Raw genomic sequence first — 24,346 nt, 5'->3', positions numbered from 1 at the left:
TTGTGAACAATAGAACTTAAATATGTAAAAAGTACACTATTATATAAGATAAGTAGTAGGTTGGGTTTTGTTCTCGCTTTCGCGAAAGCGAAACATATCAAAAACTCTTAACGCTTAATTCTTAACTCATAACTAACAAATAGTATCTTTGCCGTTCATGAAATTTGATTTATTACAAAACGATCCAAAGAGTCAGGCAAGAGCTGGAGTTATCCACACCGACCATGGCAAAATTGAGACACCTATATTTATGCCGGTAGGTACAATAGGTACAGTTAAAGGAGTTCACCAGCGTGAGTTAGAACAAGAGGTTAATCCAGATATTATTTTGGGTAATACATATCACTTGTATTTGCGCCCGGGAACTGATATTCTAGAAAAGGCTGGCGGCCTGCACAAGTTTATGAATTGGGACAGACCTATTCTAACAGATTCTGGTGGTTACCAGGTGTATTCTTTGAGTTCTAATAGAAAGATAAAAGAAGAAGGTGTGAAGTTTAAATCTCACATCGATGGTTCTTACCATACTTTTACTCCAGAGCGTGCGATGGATATACAGCGCAGTATAGGTGGAGATATTATTATGGCTTTTGATGAGTGTACGCCTTATCCATGTGATTATAATTATGCACGACGTAGTATGCATATGACTCATAGGTGGTTGAAGAGATGTATTACTCGTTTTAACGAGACGCCAGATCTTTATGGATACAAGCAAACACTTTTCCCTATCGTACAAGGTAGTACCTATATAGATTTAAGAAAGCAAAGTGCAGAGGCTATTGCTGCAACAGAACAATTCGGTAATGCCATAGGTGGACTCTCTGTAGGAGAACCTGCTGAAGAGATGTATGCCATGACTGAGGTGGTTACAGCTATTTTACCTAAAGAAAAGCCACGTTACCTTATGGGTGTAGGTACGCCTATTAACTTATTAGAAAATGTCGCGTTAGGTGTAGATATGTTCGATTGTGTAATGCCTACTCGTAATGGTCGTAATGGTATGATCTTTACGGCTCACGGTACTATGAATATGAAAAACAAGAAGTGGGAAGAAGATTTTTCTCCACTAGATCCTGCAAATTACGCATGGGTAGATACAGCTTATACTAAGGCTTATGTGCGTCATCTATTTACGGTTAATGAAATGCTAGGTAGACAAATTTGTACGATACACAATCTTTCTTTCTATTTATGGTTAATGAGAGAGGCGCGCAAGCATATTCTTGCTGGGGATTTCTCTACATGGAAGGATAAAATGGTAAAGCAATTAGATAACAGACTCTAGTGTTAAGTATATTAGATAAATACATATTAAAAAGGTACCTAGGTGCATTCCTGCTGTTACTTGTACTGTTTTTACCTATCATGGTAACAGTGCACATTGCAGAAAAGGTGGGGAAAATCATAAGTAAGGATGTTCCTGCTGGTGAGGTCTTTGCGTACCTGTTAGATTTTACAGTGTATTTTTCTAATTTCTTATTTCCATTATTCCTTTTTATCTCTACCATGTTTTTTACATCAAAACTGGCTATGAACACAGAGATAATTGCTTTTTTAAGTTCTGGTGTTTCTTTTAATAGATTTTTACGTCCTTATATAATAGGGGCGAGTATAGTCTGTCTAGGTGCGTTGATTTTCAGTGCTGTATTTGTACCAGACTCTGCCGCAGGGTTTAATGAGTTTCAATACAAGTATTTTAAACGTGGAGGTGATAAAAAAACGACCAATGTTTTTAGGCAAATAAATGACAACGATTACATTTATGTCAGTAATTACCAGTCTTCTAGTCAGACAGGTTTTGATTTTACACTAGAACATTTTGAAGAAAATGAGTTGAAGTACAAGATCTATGCTAACCGTATAAAGTTTAAGGATAGTATTTATACCTTAAGTGGTTATAAGAAAAGAATCATTCTTGAAAATGGCGAGAAGATAGAACGGGAGCAGAAAAAAGACACGCTCTTTGATTTTGATATAGCAGAGCTTACACCGTCAGAATATATCGCAGAAACCTATCACTATTCTAAGCTTAATGAATTTATAGAGTTAGAAGAAAAGCGCGGTAATGCAAATATGAATATTTACTATGTAGAGAAGTACAAGCGTACCTCTATACCAGTAAGTGCTTTTATTTTTACCATAATAGCAGTCGCAGTGTCATCTGTAAAAAAGCGTGGTGGTATGGGAATTAATCTTGCTATAGGTATAGTCATCGCAATGACTTATGTTTTTCTCGATAAAGTATTCGGTACGATCGCTGAGAAAAGTACCTTTGATCCATGGATTGCTGTATGGTTTCCTAATATATTCTTTGCCATTGTGGCACTTTTCCTGATAAGAAATGCGAGACGATAAATTACTCAATTACCTACACTTACATCTTATAGTATTTATTTGGGGTTTTACTGCAGTTCTAGGTGCGTTAATAAGTATAGAATCTATACCGCTAGTATGGTGGCGCATGAGTATTGCGGTAATTCTCATATTTATCTTTATGAAATGGAAAAAAATTCCATTGCAGTTAGTGGGTAAAGGAGCTTTACCGCGCAAACGTATTTTAGGATTTTTACTGGCAGGTATAGTGATAGCCTTACATTGGGTGACTTTCTTTGGTGCTATAAAAGAATCTAATGTTTCTGTAACACTGGCTATGTTGAGTATGGGAGCTTTTTTTACTGCTTTACTAGAACCTATTTTTACTTCTAAGAAATTTGTGTGGTACGAGCTTATTTTTGGAGCATTAATCATAGGTGCGCTGTATTATATTTTCCAGATAGAGACTCAGTATGTCACAGGTATGACTTTAGGATTAATAAGTGCTTTTTTGAGTGCTGTATTTTCTATTATAAATGTAAAATGGGCAAAGGATCATCCACCGTCGTTGATATCATTTTATGAATTGTCTAGCGGTGTGGTATTGCTTTCTACCTTTTTTATATTCCTGCCAGTAGATTTTGTACTGCCTACAGCGCTTACCCAAATGGACTGGCTGTGGTTAGGTATTCTAGCTTCAGTTTGTACGGCTTATGCTTTTATAGCAAGTGTAAAGGTGATGAAGGTTTTGAGTGCTTATACCGTTATGTTAACCACAAATTTAGAACCGGTTTATGGAATTTTTCTAGCTTATCTTATACTAGGAGATACTGAAGAAATGACGCCACAATTCTATATAGGTGCCTTAGTTATTTTAACGGTAATAATTAGCAATGGGATATTGAAAACGCGACTAGCTAAGAGATAGATAGATCTTCCTTACCTAAGACGTCTTTAAAGTGTATAATTGTTTTCAAGTGGAGTCATTCTGTTTAAAGTGAAAAACTTGTTCCTATTTTATAAAGTTTCAAAAAACTGTGGTTTTATAATTCAAATGTTTTTAAATCAGTTTTATAGTATTTTAATTTGATATAGGTAGGTCATGAGTATTTTATAATTCCATGCAGTTTCAAAATCAATTAGACGTATACTTCAACTCATATCACTATATTTGTTGACCCAAAATATGAATTCCTTAATATGGAGTATTTAGAATTTGAATTACCAATTAAAGAGCTGGAAGAAAAGCTTCAGCAAACACTAGCAATAGGCCAGGAAAGTGATGTAGATGTTAGTGCAACCATTAAACAAATAGAGAAAAAGCTTAAAGCAACTCGCAAAGATATATATGCTAACCTTACGGCATGGCAGCGTGTGCAAATGTCACGTCATCCTAGCCGTCCATATACCTTAGATTATATAAAAGCTATATGTGGTGACACCTGGTTAGAACTACACGGTGATCGCAATGTTAAAGATGACAAAGCGATGATAGGTGGTCTAGGTAAAATAGGAGAGCAAAGTTTCATGTTTATAGGTCAGCAAAAAGGTTTTAACACAAAGACACGTCAGTACCGCAATTTCGGTATGGCAAATCCAGAAGGTTACCGCAAAGCACTAAGATTAATGAAAAGTGCCGAAAAATTTGGTGTGCCTGTCGTAGCATTAGTTGACACTCCAGGAGCTTATCCAGGTCTAGAAGCTGAAGAACGCGGTCAAGGTGAGGCTATTGCAAGAAACATTCTAGAGATGACACGTCTTAAAGTGCCTATTATCGTTATGATTATAGGTGAAGGTGCAAGTGGTGGAGCCCTAGGTATAGGTGTAGGTGATAAAGTAGTTATGTTAGAAAACACATGGTACTCGGTAATCTCTCCAGAATCTTGTTCTTCTATTTTATGGAGAAGCTGGGAATATAAAGAAAAAGCGGCCGATGCTCTTAAACTTACATCAACTGACATGAAAAAACTGAAGTTAGTAGATGAGATCTTACGCGAGCCGCAAGGAGGCGCGCATAAAGACAGAGATACGATATTTAAATCTGTTGCAGACTGTATTCTAAGACAGTACGACGACCTTAAAGACCTAGATCCAAAAGAACTAGTAGATAGTCGTATGGATAAATATGCTAACATGGGTGTTTATAAAGGATAAGACTTCCTGTTATAATACCCTATTACATTATAAAGCTACAAAGTTATACTTATAATTTTGTAGCTTTTTTAACCGCTTGTTTTTAATTTTAAAAGGAAAATATTTATCAACTTAACAAGCGTATTTTAATGACATACTTATTTTTGATAAGTAGTGAAGTTTACTAGCTTTTTTAAAAAAAACATTGGTTGTCAACATGTTATAAACTTTTTTTTATGGTGCAATTGTTGATTACCTTATCACATCCTATTCTAATAAACCTTATTTAAAACCTACTTTTGAGTTCTATGGAAAAAAATCAAGCACGCGCTAATAATGTATCAGGAAACACCTCTGTTGTCACCCTAGAGAAAGGTAAAATACCACCTCAGGCAGTTGATTTAGAGAAGGTGGTGATAGGAGCGTTAATGATTGATGGTAAAGGAGTAGATGAGGTGATAGACCTACTATCTCCTGATGTCTTTTATCAAAAAAGCCATCAATTTATCTTTGAAGCCATTGATTTACTCTTTAAAGAAGGGAAACCAGTCGACCTATTAACGGTTAGTGCTCAATTGCGTAAAATTGAAAAACTAGAAGCTGCTGGTGGTGATCATTATCTAGTACAGTTATCTCAATTAGTAAGTTCTACAGCGCACATTGAATTTCACGCAAGAATTATTCTTCAAAAATTCATTCAACGCAGTCTTATTAAAATATCTACAGAGATTATTAACGAGTCTTATGAAGAGTCTACAGACGTATTTGATTTACTTGATAAAGCAGAATCAAAACTATACGAGGTAACCCAAGGTAACATAAGAAAAAGTACAGAAACTGCCATGGACCTAGTACGTCAGGCTAAAGAACGTATTGAAGAAATAGCAAATCGTGATGGTCTATCTGGTATACCTACCGGTTTTACAGACCTAGATCGATTAACGAGTGGATGGCAGCCGTCCGATTTAATTATTATCGCTGCACGTCCAGGTATGGGTAAAACAGCTTTTACATTAAGTATGGCACGTAATGTTGCGGTAGGTAGCAATATACCAGTAGCATTTTTCTCTCTGGAGATGAGTTCGGTACAATTAATTACACGTTTAATATCTTCAGAAACTGGATTAAGTTCTGAAAAACTTAGAACAGGAAAGTTAGAAGCACATGAGTGGGAACAATTAAACGTAAAGGTAAAAGATCTAGAACGTGCTCCTATCTTTATCGATGACACACCATCACTTTCTATCTTTGACCTGCGCGCAAAATGTAGAAGACTGGCCTCTCAATATGGTATCAAGTTAATCATGATTGATTACCTGCAGTTAATGACTGCACAAACAGGTGCCAAAGGTGGTAACCGTGAACAAGAGATATCAACTATCTCGCGTAACCTTAAAGCACTAGCCAAAGAGCTTTCTGTACCAGTAATAGCGCTCTCGCAACTGTCTCGTGCGGTAGAATCTCGTGGTGGGTCTAAACGTCCATTACTATCTGACCTGCGTGAATCTGGTGCGATCGAGCAAGATGCAGATATTGTATCCTTTATCTATAGACCAGAATATTATGGTCTAGAAGAGTGGGACGATGACGACCGCAGCCCGACTAAGGATCAAGGTGAATTTATAGTTGCAAAACACCGTAACGGTGCCACAGACTCTATACGATTAAAGTTCTTAGGTCAGTTCGGTAAGTTTGATAATCTCGATCAGTTTTTTGGAGCTCCAGAAGAATTCGGTTCTAAGATGAATGCTGCAAATGACGACACCTTTAAACCAGACGCATTTGACTCTCCTAAGGCTGCAAGTCCAGGAGATGCATTTGACATCCCTAACGACGACATGCCTTTCTAGTTCTAAGACTTGGTTTAATTAATGCCTGACATCTCGTTTTCAATCCTTATATTTAAGGACTGCTTTTATAATTTAGGAATGAGTGGGTTATAATTCCGCTTTCGCGAAAGCGAGATCAACATAATTATCAAGAATGTTAAAAAGATATTTTTTACTTTTATTACTATGTGCAAGTGGGCTATTTGTACAGGCACAATATTTATTTATCCCAATGGATGCAGACACACAGTCGGACCATTTAAAAGCCTATGGGATTTCTTACTGGGTACTTTCTAAAGGAACCAAAGTGAAGTGGTTGCTCAACTATCGTGGTGGCTCTTTTCTAGTGCCTAACGTGCAAGAAATCAAAAACGAGCTGATAGTAAGAGGTGTGAGCTATGAAGAAATGTCTGAGGCAGAGGTAAGTTCTATCCTAGAACTAGTCGCTAGCCCATCGCAAAATATGCAAGAAGTCTTGCTAGAAAAAGCACCTAAAATAGCTGTTTATACGCCTAGCGGTAAATTACCCTGGGACGATGCGGTAACCATGGTTCTTACCTATGCAGAGATACCGTATACAAAGGTATATGATGAAGAAGTGCTGTCAGACGAGTTGTTGTTATACGACTGGTTGCACCTGCATCATGAAGATTTTACTGGTCAGTATGGTAAGTTTTATCGCAGTTATAGAGCCGCACCATGGTATATAGAAGAAAAGAAAAAAGCTGAAGAACTAGCGCAAAAATTAGGTTACAAAAAAGTAAGTGAAGAAAAGCGAGATGTAGCTCTCAAAATTAGAGATTACGTAGTAGGTGGTGGATTTATGTTTGCTATGTGTAGTGCAACAGACAGTTTTGATATAGCACTAGGTGCTGAAGGTGTCGATATTGCAGAGCCCATGTTTGATGGCGATGCCAGTGAAGCCGGTTATCAAAATAAGATAGACTATTCTAAGACCTTTGCTTTTACTGATTATAAACTAGAGCGCTCTCCTATGGTGTATGAATTTAGCTCTATTGATATGACTACAAAGCGAGATATTAAAAGAGAGTTAGATTATTTTTCTTTAATGGATTTCAGCGCAAAATGGGATCCTATTCCTACCATGTTAAACCAGAATCACACCAGTCTAGTTAAAGGTTTTATGGGACAGACTACTAGTTTTTATAGACCTGAAGTAAAGAAAAATGTGCTCGTTCTTGGAGAAAATAGAGCTAACAAAGAAGCAAAATACATACATGGAATACGCGGTAAAGGATTCTTTACCTTTTATGGTGGTCATGACCCAGAAGATTACCAGCATAGGGTAGGAGACCCACCTACAGAATTGAGCCTACATCCTAACAGTCCAGGATACAGATTAATCTTAAACAATGTATTATTTCCAGCAGCCAGAAAGAAGAAACAGAAGACTTGATTTAAATTAGAAACTTACATTTAAAAATGACTTTTACCGCTGGTAGCTGCAGTTCAATTCTATAATGATTTTTTAAATTTCTACTTTAATTCACTAAATTTATACAAAACTCAATGCTTAAGAATAATAGTTAGGTTACACGATAGCTGCGTCTCTTTTAAGTTTAACATGGAATTTATCCGCCCAATACGTAAATTTTGAGTCCAAATAAACTCCTATGAAACATGCAATTACTATTGCTCTCGTGTTTTAATAGTTTACTAGCTTTAAAGATATTTGAGTGGATTGCTTCTAGAAAGTTTTATTTAAAGTTAATAGATATAGTTCTTTTAAAGACGTTTATATCATAGGGTTTAATAATATAACCATTCATACCAGACTCTATGGATTGTTTTTCCACCTCGTCTGCCTCCACAGCTGTTAACGCTATGATAGGTAGATCATATCCTAGGGACCTAATTTCTCTAGTAGCTTCAAATCCGTCTAAGACCGGCATGTTTATATCCATTAAAACTAATTGAAATTCTTCTTTTTGAATCTTTTCTACAGCTTCTCTTCCGTTATTTGCAATATCGCATTTTGATTTAAGTTTTTCTAAAATCTTGCTAGTTACCAGTTGATTTATAGTATTGTCATCTACTACTAGGATTTTCTTGTTTTCAAATATGGAATCATCATCGAGATCAGATAATAAATATTGTTTTTCATCAGTCAGATGTGATTCTTCTATAGGGAATTTGAAACTGAATTTAGATCCTTTTCCTAACTCGCTTACTAGATTAATTCTAGAATTAATAAGGTGTAATAATTTTGCCACGATCGCTAGTCCTAGACCAGTTCCATAATTTGTGTCGTTGTTTTGAAGTTGAGTAAACTCTGCAAATATCTCTTTTTGTTTATTTATTGGTATACCAGGTCCATCATCGATAACATTGAATTCTAAGTAATCGACCTGATTTTGTGAATGAGAAAGTTTGACTTCTATTTTTATGGTTCCATTTTCAGTAAATTTTATTGCATTTCCTATGAGATTCATAAGGACTTGCTTTAATATCATAGAATTTCCTGTAAATACTAAGGGGACGTTTTTATCAATATGTAATTTAAAATGATTATTATTTTGAGTTTTTGAAAATTCAAAAGTGGATAATATAGCGTTAAGTAAATCCTTAATCTTGATGATACTAGATTCTAGAGGGATTTTATCTGCATCAATCTTACTGAGTTGTAATACATCATCAACTAGTGCGAGTAAATAATCTGCACTAAACTTAAGGGTCTTAAGATTTTCTAGACTTTTCTTAGGTATTTCAGCTTCATCTATTAAAAGGCTGCTTATACCTATAACGCCATATAGCGGTGTTCTTAGTTCATGACTTACAGTGTTGAAAAAATTGGTTTTAGCTAGGGCTAATCTTTCAGATTCTTTTTTTGCTTCTAGGTATTCTTCATTTTTTGTAGTTAATTTTTTAATTAATTTTTTTCTATTGTTAACTGAATAGAATAAATAAGCGATGGCAAAAAAACTAACCGCGCTGATCAAAATTAAAAAATTATTGATTTTACTTTTACTTTCTAAAAGTTCATCCTGAAGTGCAATATTTTTTTTATTAATTTCTGCATCTTTTTTGTATCGTTCTAATTCAAAGGAGGCAGTTACCTTTTTAAGCTCTTTGGTGTGTATTTCTTCCTGAGTTTTGATCAAAGCTTTTTTTGATTCTATAATTGCTTCATAAGCTTCTTTATATCTACCTGTTCCTTCATAAATATCTGCTTTTATAGTGCATATTGTTTCTTTATCTAGTATACTACCTGTATTTGATTCATGATTTTCAGCATAATTGATATAAAACTCTGCTTGTTCATAGTCTTTTTTCTTTACTAGGTAATTTGCTAGTTGGGTGTAATAGTAATACACCTCATTGGGAACATGATTTGCTATGATTTTTTTGTTTAATTTTAAATAAACCTCAGTAATATCTAGTTGGTTATGTCTTAAAGACATATCCACAAGGTTAGTATAAGCAACTCCTAATCTTAATGAATCTTTCTTTTTATTATAGATATCTATACATTTTTGATAACTGCTTAATATTTTTTTAAATGGTTGTTTGGATTTATCTCTGATAGAGGCCTCTAAGAGATAAGTGTCAGCTATTTGAATGATATCTGTAGATGCTTGAGTATAAGATAGAGCTGCATTTAGAGCTTGTTTTGCTTTTATAGTATCACCAGCGACGTTAAAATCATAAGCTAGATAACGGTAACCTACATGTAATAAATTTGAATCATTTATGGAGCCCGCTAGTTTTAATATTTGTTGATTAATATTTTGTGATTTTTTATATCTACTATGGTTAAATGCTACAGTAGAAGAATCTTGTAACTTTAAAATTTGTTCTCTTATAGCTAGAGTATCTACTTGTCCATAAGTTAAATTACATGTTATTAAAAGTAGTATATATAAAAAAAGATGTTTCACTCAGTACGTTTAAGATAGTAAAAGTACTTTATAATCTTAATTAATTAAGGAAATCTCCTTGCTTGAGCAGGTTGTTTTAGATGAAATGTAATTCTTAAGGCAGTTGCTAATTTTATACCATTGCATAAACCTATTACAAACAAAATTTATACTCATAAATTAACAATTGATTTTTAAATAAGGTAGGATTAAAAGGTCATAATTCTAGTAATTTATTGGCTTGTTTTAATTCTTTATTAAACAATTCTTCAGTAATATATGTTTTATAAAACGGAATCATTTGTTGCAGTTGTTCTAAGCATTTAGGGTCTTCTACTATTTCAGGAAATGCCTTTTCTAGAACATCTAGCATTATTTTTACGGATGTAGAAGCTCCAGGAGAAGCACCTAAAAGGCATGTGATGCTGCCGTCTTTACTTGATATTACTTCTGTACCGAATTGTAGTTGTCCACCTTTAAACTCATCTTTCTTAATAATTTGAACACGCTGTCCAGCGACTAGATATTCCCAATCTTCATTTTTAGCATCTTTATAGAACTTACGCAAGTCTTCCATACGGTCATCAAAGGACATCGTTACCTGGTTTACTAAGTATTGGGTTAATGGAAGGTTGTCCCAAAAGGTCTCTAACATGGGTTTAATATTATCTGTTTTTATAGATTTAAAAAGATCTAGATAAGAACCTTCTTTTAAAAACTTAGGGCTGAAACCAGCAAAAGGACCGAATAGCAACTCGCGTTTCCCATTTATAAATCGAGTATCTAGATGTGGCGTGCTCATAGGTGGGTCATTAGGTCCAGCTTTAGAATATACCTTACCATTATGCTGGTCTATAATATCCTGATTTTTGCACACCAGCCACGCACCACTTACTGGAAAACCACCGTAACCTTCTTTTTCCTCTATTTCTACTTTTTGCAGTAGTAATAAACTACCGCCACCAGCACCTATAAATACATGATGCGCACTTAAATGTCTCTGGTCGCCAGTAACGGTGTTCTTTGTGATCACATCCCATTCTATTTCTTTATTAGGATCTACATCTTGTACTTCTTCATTGCAGCTTACTGTAACACCATATTTGTTTTCTAAAATGTCAAATAAATGTCTAGTCAGCGCTCCAAAGTTCATCTCTGCACCACGATCGATGCGTGATCCAGCCATAATATCGCTGCCATCTCTATTTTTCATAATTAATGGGAACCACTCTTTCATCTTTTCAATAGAGGTACTATATTCTATGGTGTTAAACATGAAGTGTTCCTTCATTTTTTTAAACCGGTTCTCTAGGTATTCTACGTTATCCTTACCGTGTACCCAGCTGTTATGTGGCACAGGATTAATAAAAGATTGAGGGTCTTTAATCAACTTTTGGTCTACTAGAAAACTCCAGAATTGCTTAGACATCTCAAATTGGGTACAAATATCTACCGCTTTTTTAATGTCTACCGTTCCGTTTTTTTCTGGACAGTAATTAAGTTCACATAGCGCACTGTGTCCTGTACCTGCATTATTCCATGCAGCGCTACTTTCTAGAGCTACGTCATCTAGACGTTCTAGGATTAAGATATTAAGATCTGGTTTTAATATTTTACTTATTAAAGCTAGTGTAGCAGTCATTATTCCTGCGCCCACGCATATGAGGTCGTAATCTTTATTTTTCATTTCTTTAGAATATGTTGTTCTAAAGATAGATAATTAGAAGGTATTTTTATCTTAGAAGAAGATAGATGTTTGTTTAGCTTTTGCAAAAGCTAAACATTTTAATAATTTATAAACGGTTACCTAATAAAAAACCCTGATAATCAAAAGATTATCAGGGTTGCAGCGGAGAAGGAGGGATTCGAACCCCCGGAGGTGTGACCCTCGCTGGTTTTCAAGACCAGTGCATTCGACCACTCTGCCACTTCTCCAGTCTAGATAAAACAAAAGAAACGTTTTTTGTTTTAGCGGTTGCAAATATATCATTAAACTTTTAAAAATCGGCTATTTTTAAAATAAAAAAAGGATTTAATTTTAATTTATTCTTAGTGTATTGATAATTAAACAATTGTGATTAGATGGTTTATTTAAATAGATGCGATAGATTCTTATCTTACCTGCCTATAAGTATAAAAAAGAGGTGTAATTTAATTTTTATCGTGGGATAAACTACTTTTTCCTGTGATAGGGATCACCCTGCCGGTGTATGTAGGTGATTTATCTATATTGATTTCTATCCATGCTTTTATGTTAGCAAGCCATTCTCTTCTAGCAAAATGACTGTTGCCAGGGTATTCCCGATTATCTGCAATATAACCTTGTGCTTCTAGACCCATTTTTTTTGCGATGTAAACAGCTCGAGGTAAGTGAAATTCTTGTGTAAAAATAATAGCGTTTTCCACTTTAAAAACATCGCGAGCTCTAAACATGGTGTCGTAGGTGTCAAAACCTGCGTGGTCTAAGAAAATATCTTCGTCTGGCACACCTTTATCATTTAGATAGTTTTTCATAGCGTTAACCTCGTCATAGTTTTTCTCGCCATGATCACCACTCAATAAAAATTTTTCAAATTTTTTATTCTCATAGGCTAGTAGTGCTGCATCCACACGATCTTGTAAAATAAGAGAAAGTGTCTTATCTGGTTTAACACTGGCGCCTAGAACGATACCTGTGTAAGCTGTTTTTAGCTCGCTTATATCATTTGTTATAACCTCTCTAGATATGCGTTTTACATGTAATTGTAAAATAAGTACTCCAGCCAGCCCTATGATGATACTAAATACTAGTATGTTTAAAAGTCTGCGCATATTATATAATGGAAGTAGGGTTTTTATCATCGTCTATGGCAACAAATGTAAATATACCTGTAACTACTTTTTCTCTCGAGTAACTGTACATATCTTCCATATAAATACTAGTTTCTACGACACAACTCGTGTTTCCCACTTTAGAGATTTTCCCGACCAGCTCTATAATGCTGCCTTGAGGAATAGGTTTTTTAAAATCTATTTTATCGGTACTTATGGTCACTACTTTTTTTCTAGAAAACCTTGTAGCACAGATAAAAGAAACTTCGTCCATGAGGTGCAACGCAGTACCACCAAAAAGGGTGTCGTAATGATTTGTCGTATTAGGAAAAACCGCTTTAAAAATACTTGTTTCTGATTCCTTAATACGTGTAGCGATGTCTTGCATGGAAATAAGTTATGGAAAACATTTTAATAGATGTTTTTTGTAGGTTATTTTTACATTGATATAAGAAAGATGTTTGATGTAGGTTCTGCTTTCGCGAAAGCGAAACTAGCATCCATCTATCGATCACAAATATAACGCATCATAGGTATGAATAGTGTAGAAAGTTTACAATGGAGGTATGCAACAAAGAAATTTGATTCTAGCAAAAAAATATCGACAGAGCAGCTAGAGATACTCGCAAAGGCTTTTAACCTAACAGCGACTTCTTATGGCTTGCAGCCTTGTAAAATGGTAGTAGTTACAGACCAAAAGGTTAAAGAAGAAATGGTGGCGCATTCTTATGGGCAGTTACAGGTTAAAGATGCAAGTGCAGTACTTATTTTATGTACGACGGTAGTAGATCAACGGTTTATCGAGGATTATTTTACTCTGGTAAAGCAAGTGCGCAATACGTCAGCTGATGTTTTAAATCCGTTTAAGGATTTTTTAATAGATAGTTTTTCTAAAAAAGATAAAGCAGAAATTGAGCTATGGGCAAAGAACCAGGCTTATCTTATTCTAGGTAATTTACTGACTGTTTGTGCGCATGAGCAAATGGATTCCTGTCCTATGGAGGGTTTTGTGCCAGAGAAAATGGATGAGCTTTTAGATCTTAAAAGTAAAGGTTTAAAAAGTGTGTTGTTACTCCCGGTAGGCTATCGCTCTAATGATGATTTTATGGCTCAACTTAAAAAAGTACGCAAGCCACAAGATGAAATGATTTCATACATCTAGAATCTGGCAGGATAATTGTTGATTGTTTAGTATTAATTTACCTTTGAATTCAAAATTTAAATAAATGAGACTATTTTTTATTCTTCCGTTTTTATTTTTTTACATGGCGGTGAGTGCACAGGACCAGGTGTCTAACGATGTTAAAACAGCTAGTAATGAAGATCTCACTCACGGTCTACCGTGGTTAACCAGTCTGGACGATGCAAAAAAAGAGGCTGAAAAAACTAAGAAACCTATCTTAGTTTATTTTACTGGTAGCGACTGGTGTGCTCCATGTGTTAAACTAGAAAAATACTTTTTTCACACCGATAAGTTTGTGGAGGAATCTGCAAAATATCATATTGTTTATTTAGATAATCCCTTTCGTGATGACATCATTTCAGAACAAGAGAAAAAGATTAACAAAAAACTATCTAATAAATATAAGGTAAAGTACCCAACTATAATTGCTCTAGATTATAGAGGTTCAGAACGTAATAGAGTAGAGCGTTTTAGTGGTGAGGATCCACGATATCACTGGCGTTTTATGGATGAAAACAGATCTATATTCAGGTTATAAACACTGAAATACAATAATTAAAAAAGTGACCTTTAACGAGTCACTTTTTTTTGTTCTAAGTGGTACTTGTGCTATATAAATTCACGACATAGAACATACATTCATTTTTAGTTTACGTGGATGCATTTCTCTCTGGTTGATTTTTAAAATACAGCTCATGTATGTATTAATCTTGTGTTCATAGTCTCTTTTTAAAAAGTGGATCGAGCCATTACTGCAAATCAATTTTCACAAATAAGTTCTATGTCTTAAAAAAGCTACTGGATTTAATACATGCCATTTATATGGTGTTATTTACTTTAAAGCTTTTAAGAGAAGAATAGAAATAAAGGGCAACCCATTGTGTACCATTACTCATTTTTAACTAGCTGGTAAAGCTCTCGGTTGCTTTTAAAGCCTGTTTAGATAATTGCTAGACTGCATGAAAGAGACTAGATGGATATGTTCTAGGAAGCAAAAAATCCAATCGGGAGATCGGATTTTTAAATTATAAATAACTTTGAAAACGTGTGTTAGAACTTTGTTTAGGAGACTCTTCATGAGTGTCTTCTAGTTCTTCTATTGTCTTTCTTTTATAGTCGCTGTATCCGTTTTTTGATGTGATTAAATCCATGCTTTTTTTTGTCAAATATAATACGATGCACGCATAGTATTTTTTAAATAATTATTAAAATTTAACATGATTTACTATTATTTATTATTTAATCGTGTGTTAACTATGACATAGTGTAATAAAAACAGTAAATTATGGACTACTTTATTTCTGCTGGATCATAAACGACATTTTGCACTCCATATTTTTTTAGATAAGAACGTATAATCTGGTTGGTATGGTAATTTGCAGCTTTGCGATCTATGTAATCTTCACAATCTTCTATAGAAGAAATAGATGCATATTGATCTACAAATCCATAACCTTGATACTCTCCATCTTTAACCATTACAAAGCAAGATTCTTCAATAGTTCTACCTTTTTGTTTAATAATATAATTAGGATTCTGGTTGTGTAAAGCCTTGATCGCTTGGTTAGCTCTTATATTGTAAAGAGATACTAACTCTTCCTTTTTACAGACTCCTTTACACTTTTGTAATTTATAATGATTTTTACAATCCTCAGGAGTTTTAAAACTACAGTATCTAGGGCATAAATTAAAATCGGCACATAGTTTTTCTAATTGTTCAACAGCATGAGCACGATCATAGTGGGTCACTACAGAGTAATCATAAGATTTAACAAGTCCTACAGCAAATTGAATAACGCCTATTTGATTTTTATAATGTAAAATTTGATAAGCCTTGCGTGGTTTCTTTTGTGCACTGTTAAATTTAGGATAGTATTCTTGAATTAAATCTGCTTCTTGTAATAATGCGACTAGCTCATTACCGGTAGGTATGTGTTCTATGTAATAAATCTCTTGACACATTAAATAAGACTTACTCGTTTTAGAATAAAAATGAGAAAGTACTCGCTTGCGCAGGTTGATGGCTTTACCCACATAAATTACCTTGCGAGCTTGATTTTTAAAAAGGTATACACCAGGCACCTCTGGTAGATCATGAAATTGAGCACGATCTAAGTGTGGAGGGAAAGTACCCTCTTTATTACTACCTTTTAAAAAATTAGTAAAAGCAGTACCATCCACATCTTTCTCGAGTAGTTTTTTAAATAGAATTACAGTTGCGTCAGTATCACCTTCTGCACGGTGTCTGTTATTTAATGAGATGCCTAGAGAATTACAAAGTTTACCTAGGCTATAAGAATTCATACCAGGGATGAGTTCTCTGGAAAGTCTCACAGTACAAAGTTTTTTACGCTTAAAATCATGCCCCAGTCTCTTAAACTCGTTGCGTATAATGTTGTAATCAAAGTTAACATTATGTGCCACAAAGATACTGTCGCGTGTCATGCGTTCTATTTCTACGGCAACATCAGCAAATAGAGGTGCAGCTGCCACCATTTCATTATCAATACCAGTGAGTCCGGTTATAAAATCTGGAATTAATATTTCTGGATCTACTAGAGTCGTATATTTTTCTAGGACTTGATCACCTAGCAGTCGCACAATACAAATTTCTGTAATGCGATTACCACTCATTCTATTACCAGTAGTTTCAATATCTACAACACTATATATTTGTTCTTTAAAATTCACGCGGGCTTTAAAATTGGAATATTTCCAAATTTATGGAATAATTCCATATAAAAAGAATTGTTATGTAGTTTTAACATAGATTGTTTTTATCTCGCTTTTGAATAAGGAGATAAACTTTAATCGAACTCAGCTTATAAAAATATAGCTGAGTTTAAAATGATAAGTGCAACGATCTTATTGTTGAGTGCTTTAATGGTATTGTTATAATTGATTTTTATAACTTTTTTATTTTCAAGACCTGATGGGGATAATGAAATCACAAACTAATTAGAGCATATGGTAAATGAGAGAAGGATAATTATTTAGGTTTACGTTTATTTTTTAACTACTGCAGCTCAGTTTACTGCAACCCACCTTAGATCGTGCCCATTCTGGACGCAAGGCGTACCATTTAATGTATTCTGGCTGTTCTTCATATGGATTTTGCAACATGGTGTAAATCTGATTAAGCAGCTTGTAATCTCCCTTTTCAGCATCTTCTATAACTAATTGAGAGATATAGTTTCTTAGTACATACTTAGGGTTTATAGCATTCATTTTTTTTGTTCTCGCTTTCGCGAAAGCGATATTATCAATTACACTTTGTTCCACATCAAATTGTAATCTAGCCAGGTAGTCTTTTAACCATCTGATCCATGCGTCTTTATGTAGGTCAGATAAATGTTTACGATTATAAAAAGCAACAGAAATTATTGCAAAGGCGTTATCTAAAGAGGTTTCTATATGGATCTTACTTAGTTCTCTATAAAAAATAGTCATGTCTGTTTCATGTAAATGTAGATGCTCTTCTAGAGACTGTATCAAATCACGATCCTGATTATGTGCATGGTAGATACCTATTTTATTCATCATTAATTCCAGATACTGCACTTGATAATTAGTCTTATAACTGTCTAGAATATCTTGTAAAGGTGCAGCGTCTTTAATAAGGGGAAACAAAGAATTTGCTAATTGTAAAAGATTCCAAAGACCTATTTCTGGTTGTGCTCCATATCTATATCTTTTAAACTGGCTATCTGTAGTATTAGGTGTCCAGCCATGATCATATGGTTCTAACCATCCATAAGGTCCGTAATCTATGGTAAGTCCTAGAATGGACATGTTATCGGTATTCATTACACCATGCACAAAACCCACGCGCTGCCAGTGCATGATCATTTCTAGAGTACGGTCTGTAACTTTTTTAAAGAATTGTAAATAGGCATCTTTACCGGTAGATTTAATATCAGTAAAAAAGGTAGTTATAGTGTAGTCGGCTAGATTTTTAAGTAAATCGGTATCGCTTGTGGCAGCGGCCAGTTCAAAATTACCAAAACGTATAAAACTAGGTGCCACACGACATACTATAGCTCCTTTTTCATAAGCTGCATTACCATCGTAAAGCATATCGCGCAATACTTCTTCACCGCTCAAAGAAAGCGATAATGATCGAGTAGTAGGTATGCCTAAATGATGCATGGCCTCACTACATAGGTGTTCTCTTATGCTAGATCTAAGAACAGCGAGCCCATCGCCACTGCGGGAATATGGTGTAGGGCCAGCACCTTTTAATTGAAAAGCCCAACGGTTTTTATTATGTATTATTTCAAATAAATTAATAGCCCGACCATCACCTAACTGTCCTGCCCAATTGCCGAATTGGTGTCCAGCATATGCCATTGCATATGATTTTGTTTCAGGGTATGGATGTTGTCCAGTAAATAGATTAAGGAATTCTGGAGACTGTATTTGCTTTTCAGTAAAACCTAATTCTGTTGCTAGATCTGATATATGTATTAATCTACTTTTAGGAAAACTTAAGGGTGTCGCTAGTGAATAGGCTGCATTATTTACTTGACGAGTGTAATTATCTTCTATAGAATCCTTAGGTAGTGAATTGTAAAAACTATTTGAAATTTCTAGATCAATCATATGTAAAAATACCATCTACTCGAGGTATATGGTTTTATTGTTTCATAAAAGTCACTATCTCGTCTATCATGTCATTCCATGGGAAAAACATTTGTATCACCATAGCAGAGTGTTTTTTATCCAGATAATTAATATGAGCCTCTGGCTGGTAATCTTTTAGTTTATCAAGAAATAACTCATTCCCTTCTAATATGGAGGTATAGGTCTTTGTACCGTTATAGATTTTAATTTCTGGTGTAGTCTCATCTATATGATAGTATGGAGAGGCTTCTTTCCATGTTTTAGGATTAAGAGTCCATGTGCTTATATAGTTTTCTTTCTTTGTAGGCTTATTTTCTAAGAAATAGGTGTACATATCTAGACCAGCCGCGTCATTAAGTACAATACCTTTTATATCGTTAGGGTCTGTCTGGTATTTTTTATTCATTACCGCTAGTGCTGCAAGATGACCACCAGCACTGTGCCCAGTTAAATAGATCTTGTTAGCATCTCCAGAATAGTCCTTAATGTTTTCTTGTGTCCATTTAATTGCCTGAGCTATTTGAAGTGTCATGTCGTCATAACTAGCGACAGGACTTTTAGTATAATCAGGAATTACTACCGTTATATCGTGATTAGCAAAATTACGACCTACACGGTTGTAAATTTCTTTTTTACCACTGTTCCAGTTACCGCCGTAAACAAATATCAATACAGGTTGTAAAGAGTCTGTAGGTTTTCTTTTAGAAAAAACGTTTAAAGTAGGTGCAGGAGTTTCTTTTATTTGAGGTGCGTTATAATCTAAGTTCTTAAACTTTTTTACAGAACAACTGCCTAACAATAGGCCCGTAGATAAAAACAAAAAGAAATTTTTTAAGGACATGTAAAATAGATAATTATTTTGAGCTACAAAATTAGAACAGTTTAAACCCATAAATTGATAAAAAGAAGTTATTAAAAAAGCTCTAACTGCTCATTTATCTTAAAAAAATACTATTTTTCTCCTTGACTGGCTTTTTGAGCGGCTTTTGTTATCGCCTTAAGTCTGGCTTTACGGTCTTCTTTTTCTTTACGTTTTTTGTTCTTTACACGTTCTACTAGGACACTATGCTTTCCTTTATTCTTTGTGTTTTTCTCTCTTCCTTTTTTAGCCATGGTCATTTAATATATTTACAAAGGTAGTTGTTATAGATGTCAAAGTGATAGAACTTACATTTGCATTAAAATAGGGATAGCATGACTGTAGGAGAACTGGCAGGAAATTATATCATAAAAGGTTATAATCAAGACGCTTTTAAAAGTAGTTATGAAGGAGAGCTTACCTTGTCTATCGATTCTAATGATAGAATTATCGCGCAATGGCGCATAAGTGGTAACCAGTTGCAAGAAGGGACCGGTTTTTTTAAAGATCAAATACTCGTGATTAATTTTAATTATAAAGGAGAGGACGCTACAGTTTTTAAAGGAGTAGTGGTTTATAAATGTCTGTCTACAAATTTGTTAGACGGTTTCTGGTCAGAGAAGCATGAAGATCCTGAGTTTCTAGGAATGGAACAGGCCTATAGAATACGTGAGAATAAAGAGTTGCTTCATTAAAAGTAAAAATCGAACCATATGCAGTGTCCCTGTAACCCAGAAAAACTTTATAAAAACTGTTGTGAAAAAGTGCATCTGGATATTTCTAAAGCAACAACAGCTCAAGAGTTGATGAGGTCTAGGTATAGCGCATTTGTTCTAGGCGATATAGATTATTTAAGCAAGAGCCATCACAGCAGCACCAGACCATCAAAGAGAGATGATAAAGAAACTGCACAGTGGATTAAAACTGTAGAATGGGTACAGCTAGATGTCATTAATCATACTGCAGGAACGGCAAGCGATGCTGCGGGAACTGTTTATTTTAAAGCCTTTTTTATGGAAAATGGAAGTGTACAGATTATAGAAGAAAACTCTCGTTTTAGTAAAGAAAAAGGACACTGGGTTTATCTAGATGCACAAGAGTAGAATAGTAGAATAATCATTGATTTTAATTCCGCTTTCGCGAAAGCGGAACACCTATCCCACCTTTAATAATTTATTCAATTGTACAGTGTAACTTTTTAATCTAGAACGAGTATTTTAGACCAACTAATGCTATCAATATAAACCGATAATTAAAATTTATGAAATCCATTTTTACATGGGTACTGCTACTTACCGTTGCAGTAGTACACGCACAGCAAGACGCAGGATGGCTGCGACACAATACCATATCACCAGATGGTTCTCAAATAGTTTTTACTTATAAAGGAGATTTATACAAGGTGGCCTCTCAAGGTGGAGATGCGCAGCAATTAACCTTTCATGAGGCGCATGATTATCAGGCTGTGTGGAGTAAAGACGGTTCTCAAATAGCGTTTGCGTCTAACCGTTATGGTAATTTTGACGTGTATGTAATGAGTGCAAATGGAGGTGCAGCGACCAGACTTACTTATCATTCTACAGACGAGCAGCCGTTTACTTTTTCTCATCATGATAAGGAGATCTTATTCGGTGCGGTGCGCATGGATGCCGTAAATCACAGACAGTATCCTACAGGTTCACAACCAGAAGTTTATAAAGTGGCAGTGAACGGCGGTAGAGTAGATCAAGTATTTACTATTCCGGCAGAATTTTTAAATATGAGTAAAGACGGTAATACGATTTTATATCATGATAAAAAAGGTGGTGAGAATATATGGAGAAAACACCAAGAGTCCAGTATTGCTAGAGATATATGGAGTTATGATGTTGTGACTAACACGCATAAAATGCTGACAGATTATAAAGGAGAGGATAGAATGCCAGTATTCAACGATAAAGAAGATGCCTATTATTACTTGAGTGAGAGCAGCGGTAATTTTAACATCTTTAAAGCCTATCTAGCAGATAATTCTAAAAGAGAACAGTTAACATCATTTAATCTACATCCTGTACGTTTTCTCTCTTATGGTAATGGAGTATTAAGTTTTAGTCACGATGGTAAACTCTATACCATGAAAGAAGGAGAAGCGCCTAAAAAACTTCAAGTAAATATTACTACACAAGCCATAAGTAATAGCGATAAATTTATTTCTATAAATGGAGGTGTGAGTGAGATGTCTGTATCACCAGATGGTAAAGAAATTGCTTTTATAGCGAGAGGAGAGGTTTTTGTAACCTCAGTAGACCAGTCATTTACTAAGAGAATTACTAACACGCCCGAGGCAGAAAGTTTTGTAACCTGGGGACCAGACGGTAAGTCCATAGTTTACAGTAGTGAGCGCAATGGCAAATGGAGTATTTATAAAACAGAAAAAACGCGTAAAGAAGAGCCTTTTTTCTTTGCTTCTACTTTAATAAAAGAAACAGCGGTACTAGAAAACGGTAAAGATAATTATCTGGCAAAATACTCACCAGATGGTAAGAAACTTGCTTTTATAGAAGACCGACGTACTCTTATAATCAAAGATGTAAAATCTGGTGATGCCGTTACATTAATGACGCCTGAAGATTTATTTCATATGAGAGATGGAGACAAATATTTTACATGGAGTCCAGATAGTAAATGGCTACTTATGCAATGGAGCCTGTCACTTAACAATAGCGAGGTTATCTTACTCGCTGCAGATGGTTCTAAGAGAGTTAACCTTAATGATAGTGGTTATTATGACTCGAGTCCACAATGGGTGAATGGTGGTAAGCAAATGATATGGTTTTCTAATCGTGATGGTTTAAAGTCTTATGCCACTAGCGGTTCTTCTCAAAGCGATGTGTACAGTATGTTCTTTACACAAGATGCATGGGACGAGTTTAACCTAAGCAAAGAAGAATATGCGCTTAACAAACAAATTGAGAAACTATCTGGCCAGACAAATAAAAAAGGCGGAAATAAGAACAAGGATAAAAACAAGAAAAAAGGAGATAAAGAAAAGGAGAAAGACACCATAAAAAGTCTAGAATTTGATTGGGACGAGATGAAGGATAGAACAAAACGTTTTACCATTCACTCCTCTAGTCTTAGAGATGCCATACTATCTAAAGATGGCAGCAAGTTGTATTACCTAACTAGATTTGAAGGTAAATTAAATTTATGGATGACAGACCTGAGAACTAAGGAAACTAAAATGGCGATAAAATTGAACGCTTCTTCTGGTAGCTTACAATGGGATAAAGAACAAAAAAACCTATTTCTTTTAAGTGGCGGTAGTATATCTAAAATAGATCTAAGTAAGAATAAGAAAACAGGAGTAAGAATATCTGGAGAGATGGAATATGATGCCGTTGCACAGCGTCAGGCCATGTTTGATCATGTATGGATACGTACTAATGCTATTTTCTACCATCCAGATTTTCACGGTATCGACTGGAATTTAATGAAAAAAGAGTATGGTAAGCATTTACCATATGTAGGAAATAGTCATGAATTTACAGAGTTACTGTCAGAAATGTTAGGAGAACTTAATGTATCTCATGCCGGTGCAAGGAGTGCTAGTATTGCCATGAAGAACAAAGACGCTACCGCATCCTTAGGAATATTTATGGATTATAATCATAAGACTGATGGAATTAAAATAACAGAGGTTATCAAAGGAGGTCCACTAGATAAATATGGATTTGATATTAAACCAGGTATGGTCATTGAAAAAATAGATGGCGAGACGCTAAGCGCTTCTAAAGACATAGCACAATACTTAAATCGAAAATCAGGAAAATTTACCTTGTTAGAAATTAACGACCCTCAAAGTAAAAAGAATAAGACGCTTACCGTAAAGCCTATAACTTTAGGTGCTCAAAATAGGCTTCTTTATAAAAGATGGGTAAAACAAAATGAAGAAGAAGTTACAAAGAAAAGTAATGGTCAACTAGGTTATGTACACATACCAGGTATGGGTGATGGACCTTATCGCGATATATATGAAAAGATGATGGGTAAATACTTTGACCGTAAAGCAATGATTATTGATACTCGTTTTAATAGTGGTGGAGACCTCGTTGCAGACCTAGCCATGTTCTTTACTGGCACACCATTTATTACCTATGAGACTGAGGATAAGATCGTAGGAGGAGAGCCTACCTCTAGATGGGTAAAACCTACACTAGCTATGATTAATGAGGCTCAGTATAGCGACGGACATTGTTTTGCATGTGGTTACACAGACCTTAAAATAGGTAAAACAGTAGGTATGCCTACACCTGGTACTTGTAGTTTTGCAGGATGGGAAGTCTTACCAGACGGCTCTTATTGGGGTGTAGTCCCTATAAGTGCCAAAGATATAAATGGAAAATGGATGGAAAACAACCAGACAGAGCCTTTAATCGAGGTTAAGAATATGCCTAGTAAAATCGATAACGGTATAGATCAACAACTCGATCGAGCTATTAAAGAGCTACTTAAAGATATAAAGTGATAAAATTCACTCACATATTTTAAACGGTTGTAAATTATTTTTATGACCGTTTTTATGGTCTTATCTGGAGAATAAATGGCTTTTAAGAATAGAGCGTTAACTTTTATGGACGTATGTCGCATGGAGATGTATTCTAATAGTACAGTTACCGTTATTCTAGCACAGAAAACCTCTTAATAAAAAAAAAGTTCGTTTTTAATAATAATG

20 protein-coding genes and 1 tRNA gene are annotated in these 24,346 nt (G+C 34.9%); 11 read left to right on the top strand and 10 right to left on the bottom strand.

Annotated features, from left to right (window positions below; translation table 11 throughout):
* Positions 1-157 precede the first annotated feature (157 nt).
* The 6 genes from tgt to Q0838_RS02050 all read left to right on the top strand — a co-directional run bounded on the left by tgt (position 158) and on the right by Q0838_RS02050 (position 7,695).
* Positions 158-1,288, top strand: a complete 1,131-nt coding sequence (gene tgt / locus Q0838_RS02075; protein ID WP_298950696.1) for a tRNA guanosine(34) transglycosylase Tgt — start codon at positions 158-160, stop codon at positions 1,286-1,288.
* A complete protein-coding gene (locus Q0838_RS02070) occupies positions 1,288-2,358 on the top strand; it encodes an LptF/LptG family permease (protein ID WP_298950694.1) in 1,071 nt (356 codons plus the stop codon). The genes tgt and Q0838_RS02070 overlap by 1 nt, the downstream gene beginning before the upstream one ends.
* Positions 2,345-3,244, top strand: a complete 900-nt coding sequence (locus tag Q0838_RS02065) for a DMT family transporter (RefSeq protein WP_298950692.1) — start codon at positions 2,345-2,347, stop codon at positions 3,242-3,244. The genes Q0838_RS02070 and Q0838_RS02065 overlap by 14 nt, the downstream gene beginning before the upstream one ends.
* Before the next feature lie 272 nt (positions 3,245-3,516).
* Complete coding sequence (locus tag Q0838_RS02060; RefSeq protein ID WP_298950690.1) at positions 3,517-4,470, top strand: acetyl-CoA carboxylase carboxyltransferase subunit alpha; 954 nt, start codon at positions 3,517-3,519, stop codon at positions 4,468-4,470.
* Between the two features lie 287 nt (positions 4,471-4,757).
* The gene (gene dnaB, locus Q0838_RS02055) at positions 4,758-6,299 is read left to right on the top strand and encodes a replicative DNA helicase (RefSeq protein WP_298950689.1); all 1,542 of its coding nucleotides are present in this window, start codon (positions 4,758-4,760) and stop codon (positions 6,297-6,299) included.
* A 133-nt stretch (positions 6,300-6,432) separates the two neighbouring features.
* Positions 6,433-7,695, top strand: coding sequence for an asparagine synthetase B (locus Q0838_RS02050; protein WP_298950688.1), 1,263 nt, complete (start codon positions 6,433-6,435; stop codon positions 7,693-7,695).
* A gap of 301 nt (positions 7,696-7,996) precedes the next feature.
* Here the strand turns inward: Q0838_RS02050 and Q0838_RS02045 are convergent, their stop codons facing one another.
* From Q0838_RS02045 to Q0838_RS02025, 5 genes are all read right to left on the bottom strand, one after another.
* The gene (locus Q0838_RS02045; RefSeq protein ID WP_298950686.1) at positions 7,997-10,177 is read right to left on the bottom strand and encodes a response regulator; all 2,181 of its coding nucleotides are present in this window, start codon (positions 10,175-10,177) and stop codon (positions 7,997-7,999) included.
* A 196-nt stretch (positions 10,178-10,373) separates the two neighbouring features.
* Positions 10,374-11,843 carry a malate dehydrogenase (quinone) gene (gene mqo / locus Q0838_RS02040; RefSeq protein WP_298950684.1) on the bottom strand — a complete coding sequence of 490 codons (1,470 nt, stop codon included), beginning with the start codon at positions 11,841-11,843 and terminating at the stop codon, positions 10,374-10,376.
* A 163-nt stretch (positions 11,844-12,006) separates the two neighbouring features.
* Positions 12,007-12,091: transfer RNA gene (locus Q0838_RS02035), tRNA-Ser, on the bottom strand.
* A gap of 216 nt (positions 12,092-12,307) precedes the next feature.
* Positions 12,308-12,967, bottom strand: a complete 660-nt coding sequence (locus Q0838_RS02030; RefSeq protein WP_298950682.1) for an ElyC/SanA/YdcF family protein — start codon at positions 12,965-12,967, stop codon at positions 12,308-12,310.
* 1 nt (position 12,968) lies between these two features.
* Positions 12,969-13,355: an acyl-CoA thioesterase gene (locus tag Q0838_RS02025; RefSeq protein WP_298950680.1), complete on the bottom strand. Its 387-nt coding sequence runs from the start codon at positions 13,353-13,355 to the stop codon at positions 12,969-12,971.
* Between the two features lie 147 nt (positions 13,356-13,502).
* Here Q0838_RS02025 and Q0838_RS02020 point away from each other — a divergent pair, with 147 nt between their 5' ends.
* Complete coding sequence (locus Q0838_RS02020) at positions 13,503-14,129, top strand: NAD(P)H-dependent oxidoreductase (RefSeq protein WP_298950679.1); 627 nt, start codon at positions 13,503-13,505, stop codon at positions 14,127-14,129.
* A 64-nt stretch (positions 14,130-14,193) separates the two neighbouring features.
* On the top strand, positions 14,194-14,688 hold the full coding sequence (locus Q0838_RS02015) for a thioredoxin family protein (RefSeq protein WP_298950677.1): 495 nt from the start codon (positions 14,194-14,196) through the stop codon (positions 14,686-14,688).
* Positions 14,689-15,175: 487 nt separating this feature from the next.
* Here Q0838_RS02015 and Q0838_RS02010 read toward each other — a convergent pair whose 3' ends face one another.
* From Q0838_RS02010 to Q0838_RS01990, 5 genes are all read right to left on the bottom strand, one after another.
* Positions 15,176-15,301, bottom strand: coding sequence for a hypothetical protein (locus tag Q0838_RS02010; RefSeq protein ID WP_298950675.1), 126 nt, complete (start codon positions 15,299-15,301; stop codon positions 15,176-15,178).
* Between the two features lie 139 nt (positions 15,302-15,440).
* Positions 15,441-16,841 (bottom strand): exonuclease domain-containing protein, encoded by a 1,401-nt coding sequence (locus tag Q0838_RS02005; RefSeq protein ID WP_298950673.1) that lies wholly within the window; start codon positions 16,839-16,841, stop codon positions 15,441-15,443.
* Between the two features lie 321 nt (positions 16,842-17,162).
* Positions 17,163-18,752 carry a YdiU family protein gene (locus Q0838_RS02000; protein WP_298950671.1) on the bottom strand — a complete coding sequence of 530 codons (1,590 nt, stop codon included), beginning with the start codon at positions 18,750-18,752 and terminating at the stop codon, positions 17,163-17,165.
* 34 nt (positions 18,753-18,786) lie between these two features.
* Entirely contained in the window at positions 18,787-19,593 is an 807-nt protein-coding gene (locus tag Q0838_RS01995; RefSeq protein WP_298950669.1) for an alpha/beta hydrolase, read from the bottom strand.
* A 131-nt stretch (positions 19,594-19,724) separates the two neighbouring features.
* Complete coding sequence (locus Q0838_RS01990) at positions 19,725-19,892, bottom strand: hypothetical protein (RefSeq protein ID WP_298950730.1); 168 nt, start codon at positions 19,890-19,892, stop codon at positions 19,725-19,727.
* Positions 19,893-19,967: 75 nt separating this feature from the next.
* Between Q0838_RS01990 and Q0838_RS01985 the strand changes: the two genes are divergently transcribed.
* The 3 genes from Q0838_RS01985 to Q0838_RS01975 all read left to right on the top strand — a co-directional run bounded on the left by Q0838_RS01985 (position 19,968) and on the right by Q0838_RS01975 (position 24,139).
* Entirely contained in the window at positions 19,968-20,327 is a 360-nt protein-coding gene (locus Q0838_RS01985; protein ID WP_298950668.1) for a hypothetical protein, read from the top strand.
* Between the two features lie 18 nt (positions 20,328-20,345).
* Positions 20,346-20,735 (top strand): YchJ family metal-binding protein, encoded by a 390-nt coding sequence (locus Q0838_RS01980; RefSeq protein WP_298950666.1) that lies wholly within the window; start codon positions 20,346-20,348, stop codon positions 20,733-20,735.
* Between the two features lie 158 nt (positions 20,736-20,893).
* Positions 20,894-24,139: a S41 family peptidase gene (locus Q0838_RS01975; protein ID WP_298950663.1), complete on the top strand. Its 3,246-nt coding sequence runs from the start codon at positions 20,894-20,896 to the stop codon at positions 24,137-24,139.
* Positions 24,140-24,346 lie beyond the last annotated feature (207 nt).

Origin of the sequence: uncultured Nonlabens sp., from assembly GCF_947495285.1 — a bacterium.
Taxonomy (GTDB): domain Bacteria; phylum Bacteroidota; class Bacteroidia; order Flavobacteriales; family Flavobacteriaceae; genus Nonlabens.
The sequence above is the reverse complement of the archived record's forward strand: the minus strand, read 5'-3'. Positions and strand labels throughout refer to the sequence as shown.